The organism is Pseudomonas sp. H1_F01 (assembly GCF_054681425.1).
Genome location: NZ_CP162823.1, coordinates 1,256,607 through 1,277,901 on the forward strand (window position 1 = coordinate 1,256,607; position 21,295 = coordinate 1,277,901).

At 61.7% G+C, this 21,295-nt stretch carries 15 protein-coding genes, 1 tRNA gene and 2 pseudogenes; 7 read left to right on the forward strand and 11 right to left on the reverse strand.

Features of this window, described 5'->3' with window-relative positions:
• Nucleotides 1-6: 6 nt before the first annotated feature.
• Genes mksF through mksB form a run of 3 tightly spaced genes read right to left on the reverse strand, consistent with a single transcriptional unit; the run spans nt 7 to nt 4,815 of the window.
• Nucleotides 7-2,847: an Mks condensin complex protein MksF gene (gene mksF / locus AB4O09_RS05785; RefSeq protein ID WP_003205592.1), complete on the reverse strand. Its 2,841-nt coding sequence runs from the start codon at nt 2,845-2,847 to the stop codon at nt 7-9.
• Nucleotides 2,844-3,545 carry an Mks condensin complex protein MksE gene (mksE, locus tag AB4O09_RS05790; RefSeq protein WP_003205590.1) on the reverse strand — a complete coding sequence of 234 codons (702 nt, stop codon included), beginning with the start codon at nt 3,543-3,545 and terminating at the stop codon, nt 2,844-2,846. The genes mksF and mksE overlap by 4 nt, the downstream gene beginning before the upstream one ends.
• A complete protein-coding gene (gene mksB, locus AB4O09_RS05795; RefSeq protein ID WP_041476417.1) occupies nt 3,535-4,815 on the reverse strand; it encodes an Mks condensin complex protein MksB in 1,281 nt (426 codons plus the stop codon). The genes mksE and mksB overlap by 11 nt, the downstream gene beginning before the upstream one ends.
• Nucleotides 4,816-4,996: 181 nt before the next feature.
• Here mksB and AB4O09_RS05800 point away from each other — a divergent pair, with 181 nt between their 5' ends.
• Together AB4O09_RS05800 and rimI are read left to right on the forward strand one after the other, a co-directional pair.
• Entirely contained in the window at nt 4,997-5,776 is a 780-nt protein-coding gene (locus tag AB4O09_RS05800) for an energy transducer TonB (protein ID WP_460108003.1), read from the forward strand.
• Nucleotides 5,769-6,221, forward strand: a complete 453-nt coding sequence (gene rimI / locus AB4O09_RS05805) for a ribosomal protein S18-alanine N-acetyltransferase (RefSeq protein ID WP_003205585.1) — start codon at nt 5,769-5,771, stop codon at nt 6,219-6,221. Before AB4O09_RS05800 ends, rimI begins: the two co-directional genes overlap by 8 nt.
• A 188-nt stretch (nt 6,222-6,409) precedes the next feature.
• Here rimI and AB4O09_RS05810 read toward each other — a convergent pair whose 3' ends face one another.
• Nucleotides 6,410-6,814, reverse strand: a complete 405-nt coding sequence (locus AB4O09_RS05810; RefSeq protein WP_460095770.1) for a serine kinase/phosphatase — start codon at nt 6,812-6,814, stop codon at nt 6,410-6,412.
• On the opposite strand from AB4O09_RS05810, the gene AB4O09_RS05815 reads away from it, so the two are divergent.
• Both AB4O09_RS05815 and can read left to right on the forward strand, forming a co-directional pair.
• Complete coding sequence (locus AB4O09_RS05815; RefSeq protein WP_256365268.1) at nt 6,813-6,941, forward strand: hypothetical protein; 129 nt, start codon at nt 6,813-6,815, stop codon at nt 6,939-6,941. The two genes, AB4O09_RS05810 and AB4O09_RS05815, sit on opposite strands and share 2 nt — an antisense overlap.
• 5 nt (nt 6,942-6,946) lie before the next feature.
• Nucleotides 6,947-7,591 (forward strand): carbonate dehydratase, encoded by a 645-nt coding sequence (gene can, locus AB4O09_RS05820; RefSeq protein ID WP_003205581.1) that lies wholly within the window; start codon nt 6,947-6,949, stop codon nt 7,589-7,591.
• A 10-nt stretch (nt 7,592-7,601) separates the two neighbouring features.
• Here the strand turns inward: can and AB4O09_RS05825 are convergent, their stop codons facing one another.
• From AB4O09_RS05825 to AB4O09_RS05835, 3 genes are all read right to left on the reverse strand, one after another.
• Complete coding sequence (locus AB4O09_RS05825) at nt 7,602-8,129, reverse strand: SET domain-containing protein (RefSeq protein ID WP_003205579.1); 528 nt, start codon at nt 8,127-8,129, stop codon at nt 7,602-7,604.
• 180 nt (nt 8,130-8,309) lie between these two features.
• Nucleotides 8,310-9,470: a hypothetical protein gene (locus AB4O09_RS05830; RefSeq protein WP_013694214.1), complete on the reverse strand. Its 1,161-nt coding sequence runs from the start codon at nt 9,468-9,470 to the stop codon at nt 8,310-8,312.
• A 112-nt stretch (nt 9,471-9,582) separates the two neighbouring features.
• On the reverse strand, nt 9,583-11,001 hold the full coding sequence (locus AB4O09_RS05835) for a short-chain fatty acid transporter (protein ID WP_003205576.1): 1,419 nt from the start codon (nt 10,999-11,001) through the stop codon (nt 9,583-9,585).
• 304 nt (nt 11,002-11,305) lie between these two features.
• On the opposite strand from AB4O09_RS05835, the pseudogene AB4O09_RS05840 reads away from it, so the two are divergent.
• Together AB4O09_RS05840 and AB4O09_RS05845 are read left to right on the forward strand one after the other, a co-directional pair.
• A pseudogene (locus AB4O09_RS05840) lies at nt 11,306-11,992 on the forward strand (PAS domain-containing protein); the annotation flags it as partial.
• Nucleotides 11,993-12,100: 108 nt separating this feature from the next.
• Nucleotides 12,101-12,532, forward strand: a pseudogene (locus tag AB4O09_RS05845) (methyl-accepting chemotaxis protein); the annotation flags it as partial.
• Between the two features lie 171 nt (nt 12,533-12,703).
• Here the strand turns inward: AB4O09_RS05845 and ggt are convergent.
• The 3 genes from ggt to AB4O09_RS05860 all read right to left on the reverse strand — a co-directional run bounded on the left by ggt (nt 12,704) and on the right by AB4O09_RS05860 (nt 16,960).
• Nucleotides 12,704-14,548 carry a gamma-glutamyltransferase gene (ggt, locus tag AB4O09_RS05850; RefSeq protein ID WP_013694213.1) on the reverse strand — a complete coding sequence of 615 codons (1,845 nt, stop codon included), beginning with the start codon at nt 14,546-14,548 and terminating at the stop codon, nt 12,704-12,706.
• Between the two features lie 174 nt (nt 14,549-14,722).
• Nucleotides 14,723-14,799 (reverse strand) — tRNA-Met (locus AB4O09_RS05855).
• 103 nt (nt 14,800-14,902) lie between these two features.
• Nucleotides 14,903-16,960 carry a methyl-accepting chemotaxis protein gene (locus tag AB4O09_RS05860; protein WP_013694212.1) on the reverse strand — a complete coding sequence of 686 codons (2,058 nt, stop codon included), beginning with the start codon at nt 16,958-16,960 and terminating at the stop codon, nt 14,903-14,905.
• 332 nt (nt 16,961-17,292) lie between these two features.
• Between AB4O09_RS05860 and AB4O09_RS05865 the strand changes: the two genes are divergently transcribed.
• Nucleotides 17,293-18,510, forward strand: a complete 1,218-nt coding sequence (locus AB4O09_RS05865) for an MFS transporter (RefSeq protein ID WP_003205547.1) — start codon at nt 17,293-17,295, stop codon at nt 18,508-18,510.
• A gap of 243 nt (nt 18,511-18,753) precedes the next feature.
• On the opposite strand, the gene AB4O09_RS05870 is transcribed toward AB4O09_RS05865, so the two are convergent.
• Nucleotides 18,754-21,054, reverse strand: a complete 2,301-nt coding sequence (locus AB4O09_RS05870; protein ID WP_013694211.1) for a hypothetical protein — start codon at nt 21,052-21,054, stop codon at nt 18,754-18,756.
• Nucleotides 21,055-21,295: the final 241 nt, after the last annotated feature.

Genomic DNA, 21,295 nt, shown 5'->3' on the forward strand with positions numbered 1-21,295 from the left:
TTCACCTCACACCGGATCCAGCTCCGGCTCGTCGGCCTGGACATTCACCGTGGCCTTCACCGCATCGTGACGGCGGATGTACTTCCAGTCCGCTTCGTCGATGTAGATGCCGTTCGGGCCGCTGCCACCTTCCAGGTCAATGGCGACACTGGCGCAGACTTGCGGCTTCACACTGGCCAGGATCGGCACGAAGCCCAGTTGCAGGCTGGTCTCCAGCAGGGCGGCCTGGTTTTTCTCGTCGATGTCCGCGGCTTCGTCCAGGTAGTACGGCAGACGCACGCGGCCGGCCTGTTCGCGGTCCATCAGGTGCAGCAACAAGTACATGTTGGTCAGCGCCTTGATGGTCATGGTGGTGCCGTTGGACGCCGCACCGTCGATGTCGGTGTGGATCACTGGCTGGCCGTTGACCTTGGTGATCTCGAACGCCAGTTCGAACAGGTCCTTGAGGCCGAGCTGGTTGTGGTTCGCCGCCACCAGCCGCGCCAGGTATTCCTTGGCTTCTTCGTTCTTGTTGTCCTGCTCGGCGCTCTGGCTGAGGTCGAACACCGACAGTGTCTCGCCTTCCTCGTACTGGCCGGCACTGTGGATGATCTGGTCGATGTGCTTGAGCGCTTCCTTGTTCGGCGCCAGGACGATCCGGAAGCTCTGCAGGTTGGACACCTGGCGCTTGTTGATCTCGCGGTTGAACAGCGCCAGTTGGTGTTCGAGGCTGTCGTAGTCGCTGCGGATGTTGCGCAGGGTCCGGGCGATGTCGGTCACGGCCGCACGGCGCGCCTTGCCCAGGGTCAGGGCCTCGTCGGTGCGGTGGGCATAGGCGTTGATCAGCAGTTGCAGGCGTCGCTCCATGTCGTCTTCGCTGTCGAACTTGGCCACGCCCTTGAGGCGCACCTGGGCATACAGCGCTTCGATCTGGCCGTCGACCCGCAGCAGCCCTTGCCAGCTGTCCTGGTAGTCATTGAGCAGCGGCAGCAGGTTGTCCATGGAATCGTCGACCGGGTCCATGAATGGCGTGCCGAACGGCAGGTCCGCCGGCAGCAATTGACGACGGCGCAGGGCATCGTCGAGGGTGCGTTGCTTGGCTTCCATGTCGGCGATCTGCCGGCCCACCAACTGCAACTTGGCGGACAGCTGCTGGACACGCTCGGTGAAGGCATCGCTGGAGCGCTTGAGTTCGTCCTGGGCGGCTTCCATCTGCGCCAGTTGCTCGAGCTTCTCGCCTTCTTCGGCACTCAGGGTCTGGCTGCGGCGGAAGTCTTCCAGGGCTTTCTGCGCATCGAGGACCTGCTGGTACAGCGCTTCGGTCTGGGTCTTGCTCGCGGCGCGGTCGGCGGCCACGGCTTGCTGGGTCTTGAGCTGCTTGAGTTCTTTTTCCAGGCGTTCTTTCTGGTCGCGCAGCGCGGCGCGGTCGGCCAGGGCTTGCAGGGCAGGCGGTTCGATGTGGGACAGGTCGATAGACAGGCCCGGCACTTCGAAACGCTCACCTTTGAAGCCGTCGAGGATCAGCTCCATGGATTTGACCCACTCGCCATTCTCGTCCAGCGCGATGCCGTGTTCGCCCAGCGGCAGGCTGAACAGGGCGCTGTTGAACAGGCGCATCAGGCGTTCGACGTCCTGCTGCGAGAACTCTTCCCGCAGGCGGGCATAGCTGTTGTTGTCGGCGTGATCGAGTTGCTGCTTGACCGACTTCAGGCGTTTTTCCAGGTCCCGCAGGCGCTCCTCCAGGTCCTCGGCGCTGAACTGCCGGGACTGGGCCAGGGCGCCGGCCAGTTCGTCGTGGGCGTCCTTGGCGGCGAGCAGTTGCTGCTCCAGGACCTTGACGTCATCCACCAGGGCAAAGCGATGCTTGAGCACCGACAGTTCGCCGAGCCAACGCTGGATGCCGCTGATTTCCCGCTCCAGGCGCATCAGTTCCTGAGTGCCGCCGCGCTGGTCGTTCTGCAGCGAATCCTGTTCGTTGCGGTAGTGTTCGGCCTGGATGGTCAGCTCTTCCTTGCGCGCACTGGCGTAGTCCGACCAGGTGCCGAGCAATGAGTCGAGCAATGGCGACAGGCGATGCAATTTGCCGCGCAGGATATCGCGCTGCTTCACGCCATTGGCCAGGGCTTCCACCAGCGGACCGGCCGCCACCAGGGAGTTGTAGTCCTGCTCCATGCGGCGTACGTCGCGGAAGGCTTCTTCGCACGCGGCGATGTAGTCCACGCTACCGGAACGCAGGCTGTGCTCGAACGCGTCGAGGAACAGTTGCTTGAGCTTGGCCGCGGTGATTTCGCGCATGTGCAGCAGGTTGATGAACAGCGCGCGGAAGGTCTTGAGGCTTTGCTCGCTGGTGGAGCGCAGCGGGATCAGCGTCAGGTCCAGCGGGATCGAGGTGTGGCCACCCACCAGCAGGCGTCGCAGTTCATCCGGCTTGAGTTCGTAGGCTTTCAGGCCTTCGCGCTCCAGGTTGGTGAACAGTTCTTTCTGACGCAGGCAGGTGTCATTTTTCTGATAATGGGCCAAGTCCAGTTTGCCGGCGTAGGCAAAGAACTGGTGACCGAAACCGCCGCCAGGGCCGCGACCGACCACGCCAATCACGTGCGGGCCGTGGGGCAGGGCGACTTCCACCAGGATGTAGCTGGTGTCCGAGGCAAAGTAGAAACGCCGGGATTGTTCCAGGCTGTACTTGCCGAAGCTCATGTCCGACATGCGCGCCAGGATCGGGAACTGCAAGGCGTTGATCGAGGCGGATTTCCCGAGGTTGTTCGCGCCATAGACCGACAGCGGTTCTTCCAGCGGGAACAGACCGAGGCTGTAGCCGGCGGTGTTCAAAAGGGCAAAGCGGCGGATGCCGTAGCGTTCCTTGCTCATGCGTCGGTCTCCTGTTCTTCGGCAATGGCGCGGGCCAGTGCGTCTTCTTCGCTCTCACCTTCAAATTCGCTGAGGTCCAGCGGATCATCGGTCTGCAGCAGTTTTTCGTCGCTGTCTTCGTCGATCAGCACGGGCACCGGCAACGGCAGCACGCTGTGCAGGCTGGCGGCCAGGTCGCGGTCCTGCTGGACCGACAGGCACACGTCGAGGAAGCGATGCATCGGCGGCAGGAAGCGGTAAACGCCATTTTCTTCACTGGCAAAACCCAGTTGGGTCATGCGTCGCATGATTTTTTCTTCCAACTCTTCCTGGGTCTGTACTTCGGCCTGGATGAACAGGTCGCGGTATTTTTCCAGCAGCGACGGCAGCTCATCGCGGCCCAGGCTGCCGCCGTCGAGCACGGCAATTGGGTCGCGGCCCTGGTCGGCCAGGTGCTCGACCAGGATGAAGGTGAACAGGGCTAGGCGCTGGGCGGTCTTGTTCACCGCCGCGGCGGCCAGGTCCGGCACGAAGTAATAGAAGCCACGGGTGTCGCACACCAGTTCGAAGCCCAGGGCCTTGAACAGCGTGCGGTATTGGTCCTGGAAGTTCGACAGTTGTGCGTACAGCTCCGGGTCGCGGCGGCTGACGTGGTAACCCTTGAACAGCTCGCGGAAGATCGGCGCCAGCTGTGACAGTTCGGATAGATCAAGATGCATGGGGGATGCTCGCAGAATCCTCGGCGGCGGTGTCGCCGGCCGAGAGCAGGGCGAAGGAGCGCAGGCTGACCTGATGCTCGTGAGTGTGATAGTCGCGGCGTTCCAGACGCTCGCGCTTGAAACGTTTTTCCCGCGACAGGCGCGAGAACCAGTACAGCAATTCGTCGGTGGCGCCGTCCGGTTCCTGTTCCAGCAGCCAGGTCATCAGGTCCGGCATCGGCAGGGCGTCTTCGCAGCGCTCGACCATCTCGCGCACGGTGCGTGGCGCACGCGGTGCCTCGCCGCCCTTGTGGGTCTTGTGGGACTTGGGGAAGCGCGCCGGTTTCGGCTCGAAACGGGCCAGCGCATAGACATAGGCTTCGACCTGGCTGGCGCTGCCCAGGAACGTGCTTTGCGGCCGGGTAAACATCGGCATGGCGGCCTGCGGCACGGCATCGATGCCTTTGCGACGAATGGCCGCCAGGGCCAAAGCCGCGCCACGGGTCACGGCGTTATGCCGGCGGGCTTCTTCGCGCAGTGGCAGGAGCAGTTCACGGGCATGCCGCAGGGTCAACTGGGCGCTGGTCTGCATCTCGAGAATGCGCGCGTGGGTGCGCAGCAGCATGTCGTCGTCCACCAGATGGCCGAGGCGCTGCTGTTCGGTGAGCATGCGCAACAGCACGTTCTCGACCTTGCGCACGCCTTGCTCGAAGGCGCCGTCGGCGTTCACCAGTTGAATCATCGGCTCGACGTATTCGTCCCAGGTCGCCAACACTTCGGCGTAACGCTGGCGCAGCGGGATCTGCCGGTCGCTGGTCTTGGCCCGCTCGGCCACGGCCACCAGGGCCTGTTCGTCGTTGGCGAGTTTCTTGAGCACGTCGCGCACGCGCATGTCCAGCAGGCGCAGTTGGCGGGCCAGGTCGTTGCCGTCGCGAATGTCGAAGGCGTCCTGGATGTAGCCGGCCAGGCGTTCGAGGTGGCGCAGGTAGGCTTCGATCTCCAGGCACAGGCCCAGGCGGTGCTCGCGGCGCAGGTAGGCGAGGAAGTCATGGATCTGGGCGTTGAGCTCGAAGCGGTTCGGGCTTTTCGCCACCGGTACGAGAATGTCCAGGCGGATCCACACATCCAGCAGGCTGGTGATGTCCTGGGGCGTGCTGTCCAGTTGTTGGGCGGCCAACTGTGAACGCAATTCGTTGAGGCTCAGGGTGCCCTGGTCGAAGTGCTCGCACAAAGGTTCCAGCAATGCCCAGTGTTCAGCGAGGGCGCGCAAGACGCGCTTGGGTTCGATCATCGCAATGGCCGTCGGGTTGGCAATTAAAAGCGGCAATTGTACTGCATCGGGCCGGTTGCGATTCACCCCTTGGACGGACTGTCGTTTGCTATCGATCAACTATTGGCTCAACAGGGAAGCGATCCGCCTCGAAGGGCGGTAGAATCCCTCCCACTTTCAGTTATCCACAAGTGGCCGACCCTTGCTTATCGAGTCCCGTCGCCGCGCCTATCTGACCGCCATGCAGGTGGTCAACTGGCTGCCGCGTACCGAATTGCCGTTCGCCGCCCCGTCGCGGCCCGAGCTGCTGGAAACGCCCGAGCCCGAGTACATCGCGCCGGTCGTGACCGCGCCTGTGGCCAAGACGGTCGCCGAGCCGGTGGCGCCCGTGGTCGAACGGCCAAAAATCGAAGTGCCGCGTCCGAGCCTGGCCTCGACCCGTACCAACGCCAAGCCGGTGGAAGAGGTTGTCGAGGCACCGCCCAAGGCCCCCTACGTCGCGCCGCCGCGTTTCGCCCTGCAACTGCTGCGGGCCGGGCGTTGCCTGCTGTTGGTGGAGTTGGCCACGGGGGAGCCGTTTCAAAGCCGCGATCCAGCCTACTTGCTGCTCAAGGACATGCTGCGCGCCGCCGGTCTGCCGGATAGCCCGCAGATCATTGGCGAACCGGTGCGCTGGCCGCTGTTGTCGCGCGGCACCATGGACCAGGGGCCCGAAGCGGCGCGGGATTTTGTCCAGGGGTTCGTTTCGGCGCGCCTCGAAGACGAGCCCTGCGTGTGCCTGTGGCTGATCGGCCTGCCGGCGGTGAAGTTTGCCGGCGAGGCGGATGCCGAAGCGTTCAATCGTGAATTGCAGGTCGAAGGCCTGGGCTCGGCCTGGGCGTTGCCCGGGTTGGAACTGTTAATGGAAACGCCACAGCGCAAGGCTGATGTCTGGCAAGCCATGCGCCGGCTGATGGCGCGCTGGAAAGAATCGAATGAGTGACGCTGTATCGTTCCGCCCGATGACCGAGGCGGACCTCGACGCTGTACTGAAAATCGAATACGCCGCCTACAGCCACCCCTGGACCCGGGGGATATTTCTCGACGGTCTGGGCAAATACCAGATCTGGCTGATGTTCGAAGGCCAGCAGCAAGTGGGCCATGGCGTGGTGCAGATCATCCTGGATGAGGCGCACCTGCTCAATATCACCGTCAAACCGGAAAACCAGGGCCGAGGCCTGGGTTTGCGCCTGTTGGAACACTTGATGTCGATTGCCTACAAGGCGGAGGCCCGGGAGTGTTTCCTGGAAGTGCGCGACAGCAACCGCACGGCGTTCCGGCTGTATGAGCGCTATGGCTTCAATGAAATTGGCCGGCGCCGGGATTACTACCCGGCGGTGGGTGGGCGTGAGGATGCGGTGGTCATGGCTTGTACCTTGGTGGACTGAACTGCCACGCCCCCCTGTGGGAGCGAGCCTGCTCGCGAAGACGGCGGTACATCCAACATTGATGCAAACTGAGCCACGGCTATCGCGAGCAAGCTCGCTCCCACAGGGGCTTGGCGGTGTACATTAAATCCGAGGCCAAACACAAAACCACTGTGGGAGCGAGCTTGCTCGCGATGGCGATTGTCGGGTCAGCGCTTGCCATCCAGCGGATCGATATCCGCCATTTCCGCTTCGTCCAGCCCATCGCCCCCGCCAATATCATTTTCATCCACCACGCTCAGGTCCCAGTCTGCCTGTTCGTCGTCCCCGGTCTCGTGGGCGTCCCGGGCGCCGTCTTCGTGGATGAGGGTTTCCGGGCTCATGTCGTCATCGGTCGATTCGTGATCATCCGTCGAAGCCCCGGTCATCCCGACTTCACGGACGCGTTCGCGAGGCATCAGGTGCTCGCGTTCGTTTTCCGGCAGTTCGTCACCGATCTTCGCGCTGGGCTCTTCTTCGTCGAACTCCAGTTCATGCATCGAGCCCATGCGATCCTCATTGTCGTCAATGGGTTCCGGTTGCGTCGCATCGAAGGGGCGTCGTGAATCATTCATGGCAATTCCTCATACTGTGGGCCTTACTGGTGTCGACCGGCAGCGCATCCAGGAATTCCAATGCATCGCCGACGTGACCTCGACCGGCGGTCGTTTGTCACAGTTGCGCACTCTCAATCGAGGCTAGACAGCATGAACGAATTACAAGATCTGATTGATAACAACGCGCGTTGGGCCGATGCGATCAAGCAGGAAGATCCTGACTTCTTCTCCAAGCTGGCTCGTCAGCAAACCCCGGAATACCTGTGGATCGGCTGTTCCGATGCGCGGGTGCCGGCCAACGAGATCGTCGGCATGCTGCCGGGCGATCTGTTCGTACACCGCAACGTGGCCAACGTAGTGCTGCACACGGATCTCAACTGCCTGTCGGTGATCCAGTACGCGGTGGACGTGCTCAAGGTCAAACACATCCTGGTCACTGGCCATTACGGCTGTGGCGGTGTGCGTGCCTCGATGCAGGACCGGCAACTGGGCCTGATCGACGGTTGGCTGCGCTCGATTCGCGACCTGTACTACGAACATCGCGAGGCGTTGGGCCAATTGCCGACCGAGGAGGAACGTGTCGACCGGCTGTGCGAGCTGAACGTGATCCAGCAGGTGGCCAACGTCGGCCATACCAGCATAGTGCAGAACGCCTGGCATCGCGGGCAGAAACTGTCGATCCATGGCTGCATCTACGGCATCAAGGATGGACGCTGGAAGAGCCTGGACACCACGATCAGCGGTTTCGAACAGTTGCCGCCACAGTATCGGCTGCGTCCGGTCGACGCGCCTTGAGTCCGGTTCGTCAGTCGCGGTGACATTGTCGGCGCCAGTGCCGTAGAAACTTCATTCCCTGCTCATTGGGCGGTTCGTCATAGCCGGTAATCCAGCCATGACAGTTGGGTGAACCGCACCGGCAGGCGAACTGTCGATACAGTTTCTGTTCGGTACTGGCGTAGTCCATCGTCAGGCAGTCACCTTCATCGATGTGGGCCAGTGACCACAGCCACAGTTCGCTCATGTCGAGGAAGACATTCGGGTTGCAGGAATGCAGCAGCAATCCGGCGAAGCGCGGGTCATACATGTGGACGTCCGGCAGGATCTGCAGCGTGTGCAGGCGCCGTCGGCTCACCAGCAGCCCCGAAACCCTGCACATCCTCTCCATGGGGGCGAATGATTTTCGGGCGATGATGGCGTTGCCGCGGCCGTCGGTCGTGCGACGCACTTCGAAGTCGTGCACCGAGGGGTAGCCCAGGCGGGTACTGAGTGGTTTTTCCGGGTAGATGCAATCCCGGTGCTGTGAACAGGCGCGATCTGTAATGAACGTGGTCATGACAGTCCTTGTCGGTGCTAAACACTCGACTTTCTGGCGCTGGCGATCCTGCCGGCGGTCGTTGAAAAAAACCTTGATAGCTTCGCCCAAGTCGGGGGCGTCATCTACTGTCGACTCTGACAGGTGCCAAAGGCGCTTCCCCGCGTCAGCGCCAGCCTACGCGGGAAGGCGCCTCAAGGTTTAGACCGCCTCGGCTGGCAGTGGCATGGGCACCTTCAGTTGTGGAAGTTGCGACTTGATCGCCGGTGTTTCGCATTTTTTCGCCGCTTCATCCGGCGTCAAGTTGCGAATGGAGGTGTAGAACAATTCGCAGGTCTTTTCCTTTTGCGTGACTTGCCAGGTTTGCGTGCACTGGTTCAGCAGTGTGCTCGGGTCGGTGCCTGGCTTGCTGCCCATGCCGGCCTGCCAGCATGAAGCACTCAGGTCCTGGCCCATGACTTTCAGGCCGGCGGCATCGGCCTTGGCTTCGTCACCGTCGTAGCTGTCCTTGTCGGCGGCGTACCAGATATAGCTCGGGTGGTTGGAGCCCAGGACCGGAACCTTGACCCCGCTGCCGGTTGTGATGGTCGCCAAGCTGAGCACATTCACGGTCTGGCCGTACTGGGTCTTGATCCAGTTCCGAACGGGCGCTCCGAAGGCCACCATCGGCAATGCGGCGCCGCTGGCGGCTTGGGTGACCTGTGTGACCATGGTGGTTTGGTAATCGTTGAAGTAGCTGTAGAGCCCTTCCAATGTGCTGCCAGCATTGGACGGTGCCGCGATGGGCGCGATGTCGATAATGGTCTGGTAGGCCGGCGTCTGTTCAACCGCAATGCCGTTGACGGTCAGCAGCGTGGCCCAACGGTCGGTGGTGGCCGACTCCAGGTAGTCCTGGGCCTGGGTCAGGGAGTAGTCCGGCGGGAAGTGCAGCAACTCGACACTCTTGCGGTTTTCCAGGGCCATGCCCAGCGGCAGGAACAGATACCAGTTGTAGGACCATTTCTTGTCGCTGTTGAGTTTCGAGGCACCGTTGTACGCCAGGTCACCGGCGTCGAGCAGGGCCTTGAGTGGTTGGCCGTAGCTCTTCGGTACGCCGCTGATGCTGGCATAGACCTTGTCGTTATCGATTTTGACGTGGACCTTGGCCGTGCCGTAGCCGTCGCGCTGCACGCTTTGAGTCAGGTAGTGCTCGACGGTCTGTTCCAGGGTCCAGTCGCGAAAGCAGATGACGTTGCAGTTATTGGGGAAGGCAAAGAGACGGGTGACGCGTTCGGTGCTACCCAGTTGTACGTCAATGTCGGTGGCGTGGGCGGCGGCACTGAAGGCCAGGGCGGCAAAAGAAAGTACGGCGAGTTTGGACATGCTCAGATCCTTTTCAGCGTGTGGGCCCCTCAAAACAGGGCGCATCCATACTGAAACAGACCGGGCCGAAGAAGAAGTGGGCCGATGGAAATATCGGCCCTTTTTTATGGCTTTATGGCATCACTGGCGGCAAATAACTCAATGTTGTCCCCAGCGCCCATAGCAGCGCCAGCACCAACGGCGTATGCACCAGCAGCTGCACGAAGGAAAAACCGATCAGGTCCCTGGCCTTCAGCCCCAGGACCCCGAGCAACGGCAGCATGTAGAACGGGTTGATAAGGTTCGGCAGCGCTTCGGCGGCGTTATAGATTTGCACCGCCCAGCCCAGGTGATAGTTCAGGTCGTTGGCCACCTGCATGACGTAGGGCGCTTCAATGATCCACTTGCCGCCGCCAGAAGGAATGAAGAAGCCCAGTACCGCCGAATAGACGCCCATCAACAAGGCGTAGGTGTCATGGGAGGCGATTTGTACGAAAAAGGTCGAGATGTGGTGGGCCAGGGTCTGGGCATCGCTGCCTTTGACCGTGGTCAGCAGCGCGGCGATCGAGCCGTACAACGGAAACTGGATCAACACGCCGGTGGTGGTCGGCACCGCGCGAGCCACGGCGTCGAGAAAACTGCGCGGCCGCCAGTGCAGCAAGGCGCCCAGCATGATGAACAGGAAGTTATAAGTGTTGAGCCCGGAAATGGCACTGATCGCAGGCTTGGTCGAGAACTCGTGGAACAGCCAGCCGGCCGCCAACAGCACCAGGGCGATGATCAGCAGCGGACTGTGCTCCAGCCATTCTCCTGGGCGGGTACGCGGCTGCAACGCCGGCATGCTGAAACTGGGGTCGATACCGCAAGCGGCGGCGTCACGGGCGCTGTTCGGCCCGGGGGCGGTGGCGTAGGCGACGATCAGGGAAATCACGATCAGCGCCAGCAACATGACCCCGGACTGCCAGAGAAAAATGGTCTGGGTAAAGGGAATGACGCCGGTAATGGACAGGATCGAGGGCGGCAGGCTGGCCGGGTTGGCCTGCAATTGCGCTGCCGACGAAGACAAGCCCAGGGCCCACACTGCGCCCAGGCCCAGGTAAGCAGCGGCCCCGGCGGCGCGATAGTCCATTTTCAAGTCGGTGCGCCGGGCAAGGGCGCGCACCAGCAAACCGCCAAACACCAACGACAGGCCCCAGTTGAGCAACGACGCGACCATGGAGATCAGCGCCACCCACGCCACAGCGGAGCGGCCGTTGGTCGGAATCCGTGCCAGGCGGTCAATCAATTTGACGGCCGGTGGCGAGCTGGCGACCACGTATCCGCCGATCACCACGAAGGCCATTTGCATGGTGAACGGGATCAGGCTCCAGAAGCCGTCGCCGAACGCCATGGCTGCCGCCGTGGGCGTGGCGCCGATGAATTGTGTCGCCACGGCGACCACCAGCACCGCCAGCGCGGCGAAGACCCAGGAGTCGGGGAACCAGCGCTCGGCGAAACTGGAACAGCGCAAGGCGAAGCGGGCGGAACGGCTGTCTTCGATGTCGGTGGTCACGGCAATTACCTCGTTTTTATGGTTATGGGTATTGATGGCAAAGGCTTCAAAGGTCAGGCGCAACAGTAGAACAATCCAGTGACCATGGGAGGTTTATCGGGTTCGAGGGCGTCCTGGAATATTTTCACCAGGGGCTCGTGGTGCTCTTTAGAAAAAAATCGCCGGGCCGATGGCTAGGGAACAGCATTTAATTCTCCTGCTGTCGGAGCTACCCATGTTCAACAACCGCCTGAAGCAGGAGCTGCTGGCTCTTCGCCAAGAACTGTCCAGCCTTGCGCAAGTCAAGGAAAGCCTGGATCGCGAAATGCTTGGCCTCACCCTGGATGCCGATGGACGGATTCAATCGGTCAATCAGAATTTCCTCGACGAGATGCGCTACAAGAGCCAGGACTTGATCGGCCGGCCAGTGGATGAACTGGTCCCTGCGTATTTGAAATCCAATGAGTTCCAGGTTCGTTTCAAGTCGGCGCTGACCCGTGGCGAGCACTTTTCCGGTGCCGTGCGCTTGCTGCGAGGCAATGGCCAGGAAGCCTGGCTGCGTTCGATCCTCCAGCCTGTACGGGGTGCAGACGGGCGGATCCGCTATTTTTCGATGTATTCCAATGACCTGACCCGCACCATCGAGGCCTCTCGCGAGCATGAAAACCTCATCGGTGCGTTGGTGCGTTCAACGGCGGTGATCGAATTCGATTTGGGTGGTCACGTGCTGACGGCCAATGATCGTTTCCTCAATGCCATGGGTTACAGCCTTGCGCAGATCAAGGGCAAGCATCACCGCACGTTTTGTGAACCCGAGGAATACAACAGTGCGGCCTACCAGCAGTTCTGGAAACGCCTGAACAGCGGTGAATTCGTGGCCGGCCGCTTCAAGCGTCTCGACAGCAACGGTCGTGAGGTCTGGCTGGAAGCCTCCTACAACCCGGTGGTCGATGCCAACGATCGACTGTACAAAGTGGTCAAGTTCGCCACCAATATCACCGACCAGGTCAACCAGGAAAAAGCCGTCGCTGATGCGGCCAGCATCGCCTACAGCACCTCGCTGCAGACCGACAACACCGCCCAGCGCGGCACGACGGTGGTGACCCAGGCCGTGGAGGTGATGCGCGACCTGGCCCGGCACATGCAAACCGCTGGTGAAGGCATCGAGGCGTTGAACGAGCAATCCCTGGTGATTGGTACCATCGTCAAGACCATCAGCGGCATCGCCGAACAAACCAACCTGCTGGCGCTCAACGCCGCGATCGAAGCGGCCCGGGCCGGCGAGCAAGGTCGCGGTTTTGCGGTGGTGGCCGATGAAGTGCGACAACTGGCATCGCGCACCAGCCAGGCGACCGATGAAATCGTTGGCGTGGTCCGCCAGAACCAGGACATGGCCCGCAATGCCGTGGCCCTGATGACCGACGGTCAGCACCAGGCCGAGCACGGCCTGGCCCTGGCCGCCGAGGCGGGCACGGTGATCGTCGAGATCCAGGACGGGGCGAAGAAGGTGGTCGATGCGGTGAGCCAGTTTGCCAACCAGCTATCGACCTGAGGAAAACTGCTGAGCGAGCCGCCGTCATCGCGAGCAGGCTCGCTCCCACAGTTCTCCCTGAATAGCCTTGATATTGTGTTCGCCGCCACCTCCTGTGGGAGCGAGCTTGCTCGCGATGGCGGCCACACATTCAACATCCTTGCACGCTGACTCAACCTGATCGGCGAGCGCTCAATCCCCCAGCGCGGCACCTTCGCGCCGCGGGTCCGCGCCGCCGGCCAGCGACGTTTTCCCTTGTGCATCACGCACCCGGACGATCGCCTGGGTGCCGCTGTTCATGTCGATCTCGCTTACCGCATGGCCTTTGTCTTTCAGCGCCTGGATCAGCGTCGGGCTGAACTGCCCCTTTTCCAGTTCGGTGGGGCCGTTGCGGCTGCCGAAGTTGGGGAAGTTGATGGCGGTTTGCGGGTCCAGGTTCCAGTCGAGCAGGCCAATCACTGACTTGGCGACGTATTCGATAATTTGCGAGCCGCCCGGTGAACCAACAGCGGCCAGCAGCTCACCACTTTGACGATCGAAGATCAGCGTCGGCGCCATGGACGAGCGCGGGCGTTTGCCGGGTTCGACGCGGTTGGCGACTTTTTGCCCGTTTTCTTCAGGGATGAACGAGAAGTCAGTCATCTGGTTGTTGAGCATGAAACCCTGGACCATCAAGTGCGAGCCAAACGCCGATTCCACCGTGGTGGTCATGGACACTGCACCGCCCTGGTCATCCACCGCCACCACTTGCGAGGTGGAAATGCGCAGTGGCGAACGGTCCGGCGCATAGGCCACTTGAATGCCCGGCGGTGTCCCGGGCTTGGCGACGCCCATGCTGCGTGCGCCGATCAGGCCTGCGCGGCTGGCCAGATAGCCCGGGTCGACCAGGCCTTTGACCGGCACGGGAACAAAATCCGAGTCGGCGACGTACTGGGCGCGGTCAGCGTAGGCCAGGCGTTCCGCTTCAGCGATCAAGTGCGCCGCCTCGGGCGCGGGCTCGAGGCCGGCGGGTTTTTCGGTCTTGAGTGGTTTCAACGGCGCGAGGGCATTGTGGCTGTCGCGTTGTTCCAGGGCCTGCAATGTCCCGAGGATCTGCGCCAAGGCGATCCCGCCAGAAGAAGGGGGGGCCATGCCGCACACTTGCCAGCGCTTGTAGTCGGAGCACAACGGCGCGCGCTCTCGGGCGGCGTAGCCCTGGAGGTCATTGAGCGAAAGGCTGCCGGGATTGGCGTGACCTCGCACCTTGGCGACCATCTCCTCGGCCACCGGCCCTTTGTACAACGCATCCGGGCCTTCTTTGGCGATGCGCTTGAGCACGCCGGCCAAGGCTGGATTCTTCAGTGTCGTACCGACGGCTTTCGGGCTGCCATCGGCGTTCAGGAAGTAGGCGGCCATATCCGGCGAGCCCGGCAGGGACGGATCGGTCGCGATCAACGAATGCAGCCTGGGCGAGATTGCAAAACCCTGCTCTGCCAGCGCGATGGCCGGCTCGAACAGTGTCGCCCATTTCAGGCGCCCGTGTTTGCGATGGGCCAGTTCCAGGGCGCGCAGCACCCCCGGCGTACCCACGGAGCGGCCGCCGATCTGAGCGGCGGTAAACGGCATGGGTTTGCCGTCGGCTTGCAGGAAAAGTCTTTCGGTGGCGCCAGCCGGTGCCGTTTCGCGACCGTCGTAGGTGCGCACGGCCTCGCCATCCCACAGCACAATGAACGCGCCGCCGCCGATGCCTGAAGATTGCGGCTCCACCAGCGTCAGTACCGCTTGCATCGCAATCGCCGCGTCGATGGCCGAGCCGCCACGTCGCAACATCTCCCGCCCGGCCTCGGCCGCCAACGGGTTGGCCGCGGCCGCCATGTGCTTGTCGGCGTAACGGGTCTGCACATCGGTGCGGTAGCCTGAGGTGATTTCCGGCGGCGCGGGTAATGCCGGTGTGGCGGAGGAGGAGGGCGGGGCCTTGCAGGCGCTAAGCGTTAGCGCGACAGCCAGCAACGAAACGGCTGAAAGACGATGAAGGTTTGGTTTCAGATCTATAAGCACGTGTCGCTCCATCCGTGGGCCAGGGGTATGGAGATCGACTGTAGCGATGCGAGGCGTGTGGCGCAAATCAACAAGGCCTCTCGCCACAGGGGGGCAACCAAATCCTGAGAGGACAGGCACTTTTCTCGAGGCATAAAAAAACGGCCTATCTTTCGATAGGCCGTTTTTAGTACTTGGTGGCTACACAGGGACTTGAACCCCGGACCCCAGCATTATGAATGCTATGCTCTAACCAACTGAGCTATGTAGCCAAGTGGCGCGCATTATTCGCCGGTAACGAAGATGTGTCAAGCGTAAATCTGAAATATTTCTCTGCGCTTTCAACCGCTTAACAATCCTCGCTGCAAATCGCTATCAACCGAGCTGAAATCTCCCTGTGTTGGCACTCAGGGCCCGGCTTCCCTGGCTCAGGGTATCCGCCGCCAGGTTCACGGCCCTTGCGCCTTCAAGCAAACGCATCGCTGCCTGGTCGACCTGCTGGATATTGCCGCTGACCTCGTCGGCGGTGCTGGCTTGCTCATCCACGGCGGTGGCGATTTGCGCCAGGGTGTCGGTGACGCTTTGCACCGCGCTGGCTATTTCTCCCAGCCGTTCGCCAAGGCCGGTGACTGCTTGGGCGTCGGTCTGGGCCTGGCCGCAGGCGGCTTCCATCAGGCTGACGGCTTCGTTGACCGTGGCGCGCAGGCTGTCGACGGTGGCGGCAATCTGTTGCGTGGAGGATTGGGTGCGTTGCGACAGGCTGCGCACCTCGTCGGCCACCACCGCGAAACCACGGCCCTGTTCCCCGGCGCGAGCGGCTTCGATGGCGGCATTGAGGGCCAAAAGATTGGTCTGCTCGGCCACGCCACGAATGGTATCGACCACCAGTTGGATCTGTTGCCCCTGTTCGCTGACCCGCCCCAATGCGGCGGCGGTTTCGTTGAGGCGCTGGTTGAGCTGCTGGATGCTGGCCGTGGTGCGTTGGCTGTCGCGGCTGCTGTCGGTGGCGATGCGGCGGGTCTGCTGGGCGCTATCGGAGGCCTGTTCACAACTCTTCGCCACGCCCTGGGAGGTGGCGGCCAGTTGTGTTGCGGCGGCAGCGATCTGGCTGATCTGCATCTGCTGGGCTTCGACTTCGCCCAGGGCGCCGCTGGAGTGGGTATTGAGGGTGCGTACGGCGTTGCTCAACTGCAACGTTTCGTGGTCCACCCCCAGCAGGCTGTTGCGCAGCTGCACCACGGCGACGTTGAGGGCGGTGCTGATGGCCGCCAGTTCATCGCGTCCTTGCACTGGCACTTGCAAGCTGAGATTTCCGTCGCGCAGGGCTTCGGCCAGCAGGGTGATGCCGCTGGCGCTGCGCCGGATCGACGCTTGCAGGCAAACAAAAAGATACAGCGCCGCCAGCAGCAGGCAGCCCAGTACCGTTGCTACCAGGGTGAACTGGCGAATCGCCGAACCGTGGTAGTGGTCCAGCCGCGTATCCAGTGCCACCAGTGACTGTTGCCGCAGGGTCGCCAGGTCGACGAGGAGGGCGTCCATGTGTTTCTCGAAGTCTTCGGGCTTGAGATTGATGGAACCGCCGAACACGCCGTCATCCAACACTTTCAGGCCGGCATCCAAGTGCTTGAGGCTGCCCTGGTATTGTCCGGCCCAGGTTTGCAGATCGCTGGGCAGGCGGGTTTCCAGCAGCGCTCCGGTCTTGACCAACTGGTCCCGGGCGTCGCCGATACGGCTGCGCAGGTCCCGCAGTTGCAGGCGACTCTGCAACGTGAACTGGCCTGATACCACGGAAGCTTGTCCAACGCTGGCCAGGCGACCGACCCGTTCGATCAGGTCCGGCGTCTGCTGAGTGGAAATCTGCGTCAGCAAATACGTTTCCAGCCAGGAGGCGAGGGTCAGGCGGTTGTCCATGACCATCTGCTCGCGCAAGGCTTGCAGGGCGCTGAGGGCAGCGGTGAAGCGGTCGTAGCCATCCGGCCACCAGCCCACGCTGCCCAGGCTCTTCGAATCCAGGCCGTTGAGGCTGGTTTGCAGGGCTTGATAGCGGGCGAGGGTATCGGCCTCGGCCCCTTCGGTTTGCAGGGCGTTGCCCAGGTCACTGGCGGCCTGGGTAAGGGCCGGTTGCACTGCGTCATACGCCGCCATGGCGGCCAGCGTCGCGGGTGTCGGCTGCCGATTGGTTTCGGTGGCGCGCCAGCGGGCGGCGCGGTTGCGCTGGGCGGTGAGCAGGTTGTCCAGGTTATCCAGGGCCAGCAATTGGCGCACCCCGGCGCGTTCCCCGGAAATCAGGCTGAGTTTGTCGCGATAGTCCTGGCCGATGAGCCACAGGCTGCCCATGAGCGGCAGGATAAAAAGCAGGAACAGCAATTGGAATTTGCGGGCGAAGCCGAAATGCCCCAACAACCTGATTCCCGGTGATAGAAAAGCCTGCATGCCCATACTCCCCTGAACACCCTTGCACTATTTTTGTGCGTTTTCTACACAAGTGCTGAAACAGGTGCCCTTTTAAAAGGCCTCGAAAGTTTGTCCAAATCGGCTCGGTAGGCCAGCTCTGTAGCGAAACTTCCCATTCTCGGTCCCCTTTGTAAGGAGCCGCGTTGTAGGCCATTAACAAGGCAAGATTCAGACCATGGCGTAGGGCTATCACCTTGGATTTCGGCAATTTTTCGAGGTCGATAGCTAGCTAAGGGGATAGCCTTGCTGCACCGAAAAATGGCACATTGACGCACCTGCCCGTGTGCACCCTCTGTCGTATGGAAACTCCCATGGCTATCAGCAATACCCAGGCCGAGACCCCAGCCGTTGCCGCCACTGCGCAAAGCAGCCCGTTGGTCATGCGGATCATCGGTGCCGTGGCGCTGGCGCACCTGATCAATGACTTGATCCAGGCCGTGCTGCCCTCGATTTATCCAATGCTCAAGGATAGCTATGGCCTGACGTTCACGCAGGTTGGCTTGATCACGCTGACGTTCCAGTTGACCGCCTCTTTGTTGCAGCCTTGGGTCGGCTATCACACTGACCGGCACCCCAAGCCCTGGCTGCTGCCGGCTGGGACGGTGTGCACGCTGATCGGCATCGTGATGATGTCCATGGTCGGCAGTTTTGCCTTGATCCTGTTGGCGGCGGCGTTGATCGGGATTGGCTCGTCGACCTTTCATCCGGAAGCGTCGCGGGTGGCGCGATTGGCCTCGGGCGGCCGCTACGGGCTGGCGCAATCGACCTTCCAGGTGGGCGGTAACGCCGGCTCAGCCTTCGGCCCGCTGCTGGCGGCGGCGATCATCATTCCCTATGGGCAAGGCAATGTGGCCTGGTTCGGGTTGTTCGCCCTGTTTGCGCTGTTCGTGCTGTACCGCATCAGCCGTTGGTACGCCAACCACCTGAACCTGTTCAAACTCAAGCAAGGCCAGGCGGCCACGCATGGCCTATCCAAGGGACGGGTCTTGAGTGCGCTGGTGGTGCTGGGGCTGCTGGTGTTTTCCAAGTATTTCTACATGGCCAGTTTCACCAGCTACTTCACGTTCTATCTGATCGAGAAGTTCGACCTGTCGGTGGCCTCTTCGCAGTTGCACCTGTTCCTGTTTCTCGGGGCGGTGGCGGCGGGGACCTTCTTCGGTGGACCGATTGGCGACAGGATCGGGCGCAAGGCGGTGATCTGGTTCTCGATCCTCGGCGTGGCACCGTTCACCCTGATCCTGCCTCATGTCGACCTGTTGTGGACCAGCATCCTCAGCGTGGTCATCGGCTTCATCCTGGCCTCGGCGTTCTCGGCCATCGTGGTGTATGCCCAGGAACTGGTACCGGGCAATGTCGGGATGATCGCCGGTGTGTTCTTCGGGCTGATGTTCGGTTTCGGCGGGATTGGCGCCGCGCTGCTGGGGCACCTGGCGGACATCCGTGGCATCGAGTATGTGTACTGGTTGTGCTCGTTCCTGCCGCTGTTCGGGGTGTTGGCGATTTTCTTGCCGAGGACTCGAAAGGCTTGAGGCGAGAAGATCCATGTAGCTGAGCCGACGCCTTCGCGAGCAAGCCCGCTCCCACATGGGTTGGTGGGTGTTCTCGGCCATCTGCACACGACACAAAAACCTGTGGGAGCGAGCTTGCTCGCGAAGGCGTCGGCACATCCTGTATCAATGCAAACCGACCCAACGCCTTCGGAGCAAGCCCGCCGATCAACACGGCTTTTTCTTCGAGCGGAACTCCCGCTCCTCATGCCTGCGATTCACCCCTCAAGGACGGTAGATACTGGCCTGGATAGCGCCGGGGTATTGCTTGTACCCGCCCGTGTTGCACAGCGGTGTCGACAGTTGGTAATCGCCCGCCGTCGTGGCGTTGGCGGTGCGCACATTACCGGCCGCGAACCCAGAGTAATCCTGAAAGGCATCGAACGAGGCGATTGGCTCGTCGAAGTAGTTGCCACGGGAAGGGTCGAAGATCGAGAGAGTGATCGCTACGCCACCAGGATATGCAGCTTCGGCCTCGATCAATACCGTCTCGTAGGGATACAGGGTTTGTGGGGACGGCCCGGCGGAGGTGGGGGACGGATTGAACACCGTGGCCACCAGCGTGTTCGGGCTCAGGTTGGTAAGCGCGATTACCAGGTAATTGGCGGCGTTGCCGCTGTAGGTGTAGGGCCGTGTCAAGGCGAACGCCCAACCGTTCCTGCTGTTAAAGAAGTCGTCCTTCGAGCCGCCATTGTCCCAGACCTGGGTGAGCGCGATTTCTTCCGGATAGATTGACCAGTCCGTCGAATCGGCGATCCAGTATTTGAAGTAGGTCCCGTCGATCGCGGGTGTGATGTACTGCGCATAGGCGGGCACACCGTCGATGGGGTTGTTATTGACGTCCAGGTATTGGTAGATCTGGTATTTGGCCGGCAGCAGCATCTGCATCACCGACAGCACGTAACCCTGCTTGGCGGCTTTCACCATATTTCCAGTTTCACCGGAGTTCCAGAACAATCCGTCGGGCGCTGTCGAGGCGATCAGCGTATAGGTGATTTTCAGCTTGGCCCAGTCTGTCAGGATGGCGGTTTCCATGGTGTCGAACGTGTCCAGCAACCCTTCGAAGGTAGTGCTCAATTGTCCCCACAGGTCGGCATAGGCCACCTGGAACAGGCTGGGAGAAACATTCGAGCTCTGGGCCGCGACCGCCACATTGATGCCGCTCTGGAGAACGTTGGCCGCGACGGCGAAATAATTGATGTCGCCTTCCATCGTTTCAGCCGAGAGCACGGTGTAGATGACGCCCGAGAGCACCGCCAGGATGATGCCGCCGATATTGGTCGAGTCACCGTCCTCGAAGCCGGCATCCAGGCCCAGTTCGGAGAGCAGCGCTCCTTGGTCCACGAATAACAGGGTGTGGAAACTGGTGTAGCAGGCGAACAGGCTGTTGACGGCGCTCGCTGCGCTGAGCTCCAACTTCAACTGCTCCACTACGGGTTGCCAGACTTGCGGTGGGAACGCGCTGTAGTCCAGGCCGAGCATGTCTTGCCGGTAATTGTCCAGAGTGCTGGCGCCGTTGGTGTACTGCTCGCGCAGGATCAAATGGCGCTGATTGTTCATGGCCGCCAGTTTGTTGTTTATCCAGTCATAGACAGCCTGTTGGTCAGGCGTAAAGGCCGGGAAGGCCGGGTCGGACGCCGGCAAGGCCATGATGCTGTCCAGGGGCGTGGTCGGCATGAAGTACCATTGGCTCGAGGTGTCGGTGTCTTGCATCTGTACCGAGCCCCCCGTGATATCGACACTCAGATACTGATTCGAAGCGCTGTTCTGGATGGCCGTGGGGCCGAGCCCCGTTCCCCAGAGCCAGGTCTGCTCGACCGGGACGGGTACACTCTGTGTGGTGTTGATTGGCGTACTGCTGCCGGCATCCTGACCCAACACCAACCCGTCGAGCAGGCCACTGAGCAGCCGTCCATCGGCGGTGACTTGCCAGATCTGGTTGGGCGAACCGGCCACGAAGGGGCTCAACGTCACGCCGTCGGAACTGGCGGTGAGTACAAAGGGCACGCCTTTCTCGGGCGCGACGAGGTGGCTTTGCACATTGACCCAGCGAGTCGGCGGCCAAACCTGATAGTGATTGCTGCTCGAGGCCCAGCAGGCTTGGTTGAGGGTGTTGTACAGCACGAGGTTACCGTCGGTCTGGACGAGCAGTTCCTGAGGGTCGATGCCGTTGGTGTAGGGCGACCATGCCACGTTGCCGTCGCTGGTACCCAGGACCAGGTTGCCATCGGTCTGGACATCGAAGTAGGCACCGTTGTTGGTGCCAGTGGCCCAGATCGCGCTACCGGTGAACGAGCTGTTGGCCGCCACGGGACCTGTGACGACCTGGTACAGCACCAGGTTGCCGTCAGGCTGCAGCAGCAACACATAGCCGTTACCGTCCGCTGCCGCCCACTGGCCGGGCAGCATCCGCGTGTTGGGTGGAATGTTGCCGTTGTCAGCCTGGACCGGATCGCCGAGCGGGACCGTGAGGAAGGTGCTGGGGTTGGTGGATGTTGCCAGCGCTATATCGCTCAGGTTGTTCATGTTGATCTCCTTTTCACGACATTGGGTGGACGCCTTGCGGTTGTTTTCGGACGTGAGAGCGCGCGCAGTGCATGGGCACGGTTGCGCTCCCACGAATCCGGCGCGCCTGTGCCTGCTACGCCGATGCAATTGATCGGGAAGTCTTTTCAAGTGTTGGGTCGCGAACAGGTCCCGGAGCGAATCAACCGCTCCCGGACTTGAGGTAGCCGAGGGAATACTCAGCCAGGAGGGTGCCGTTCAA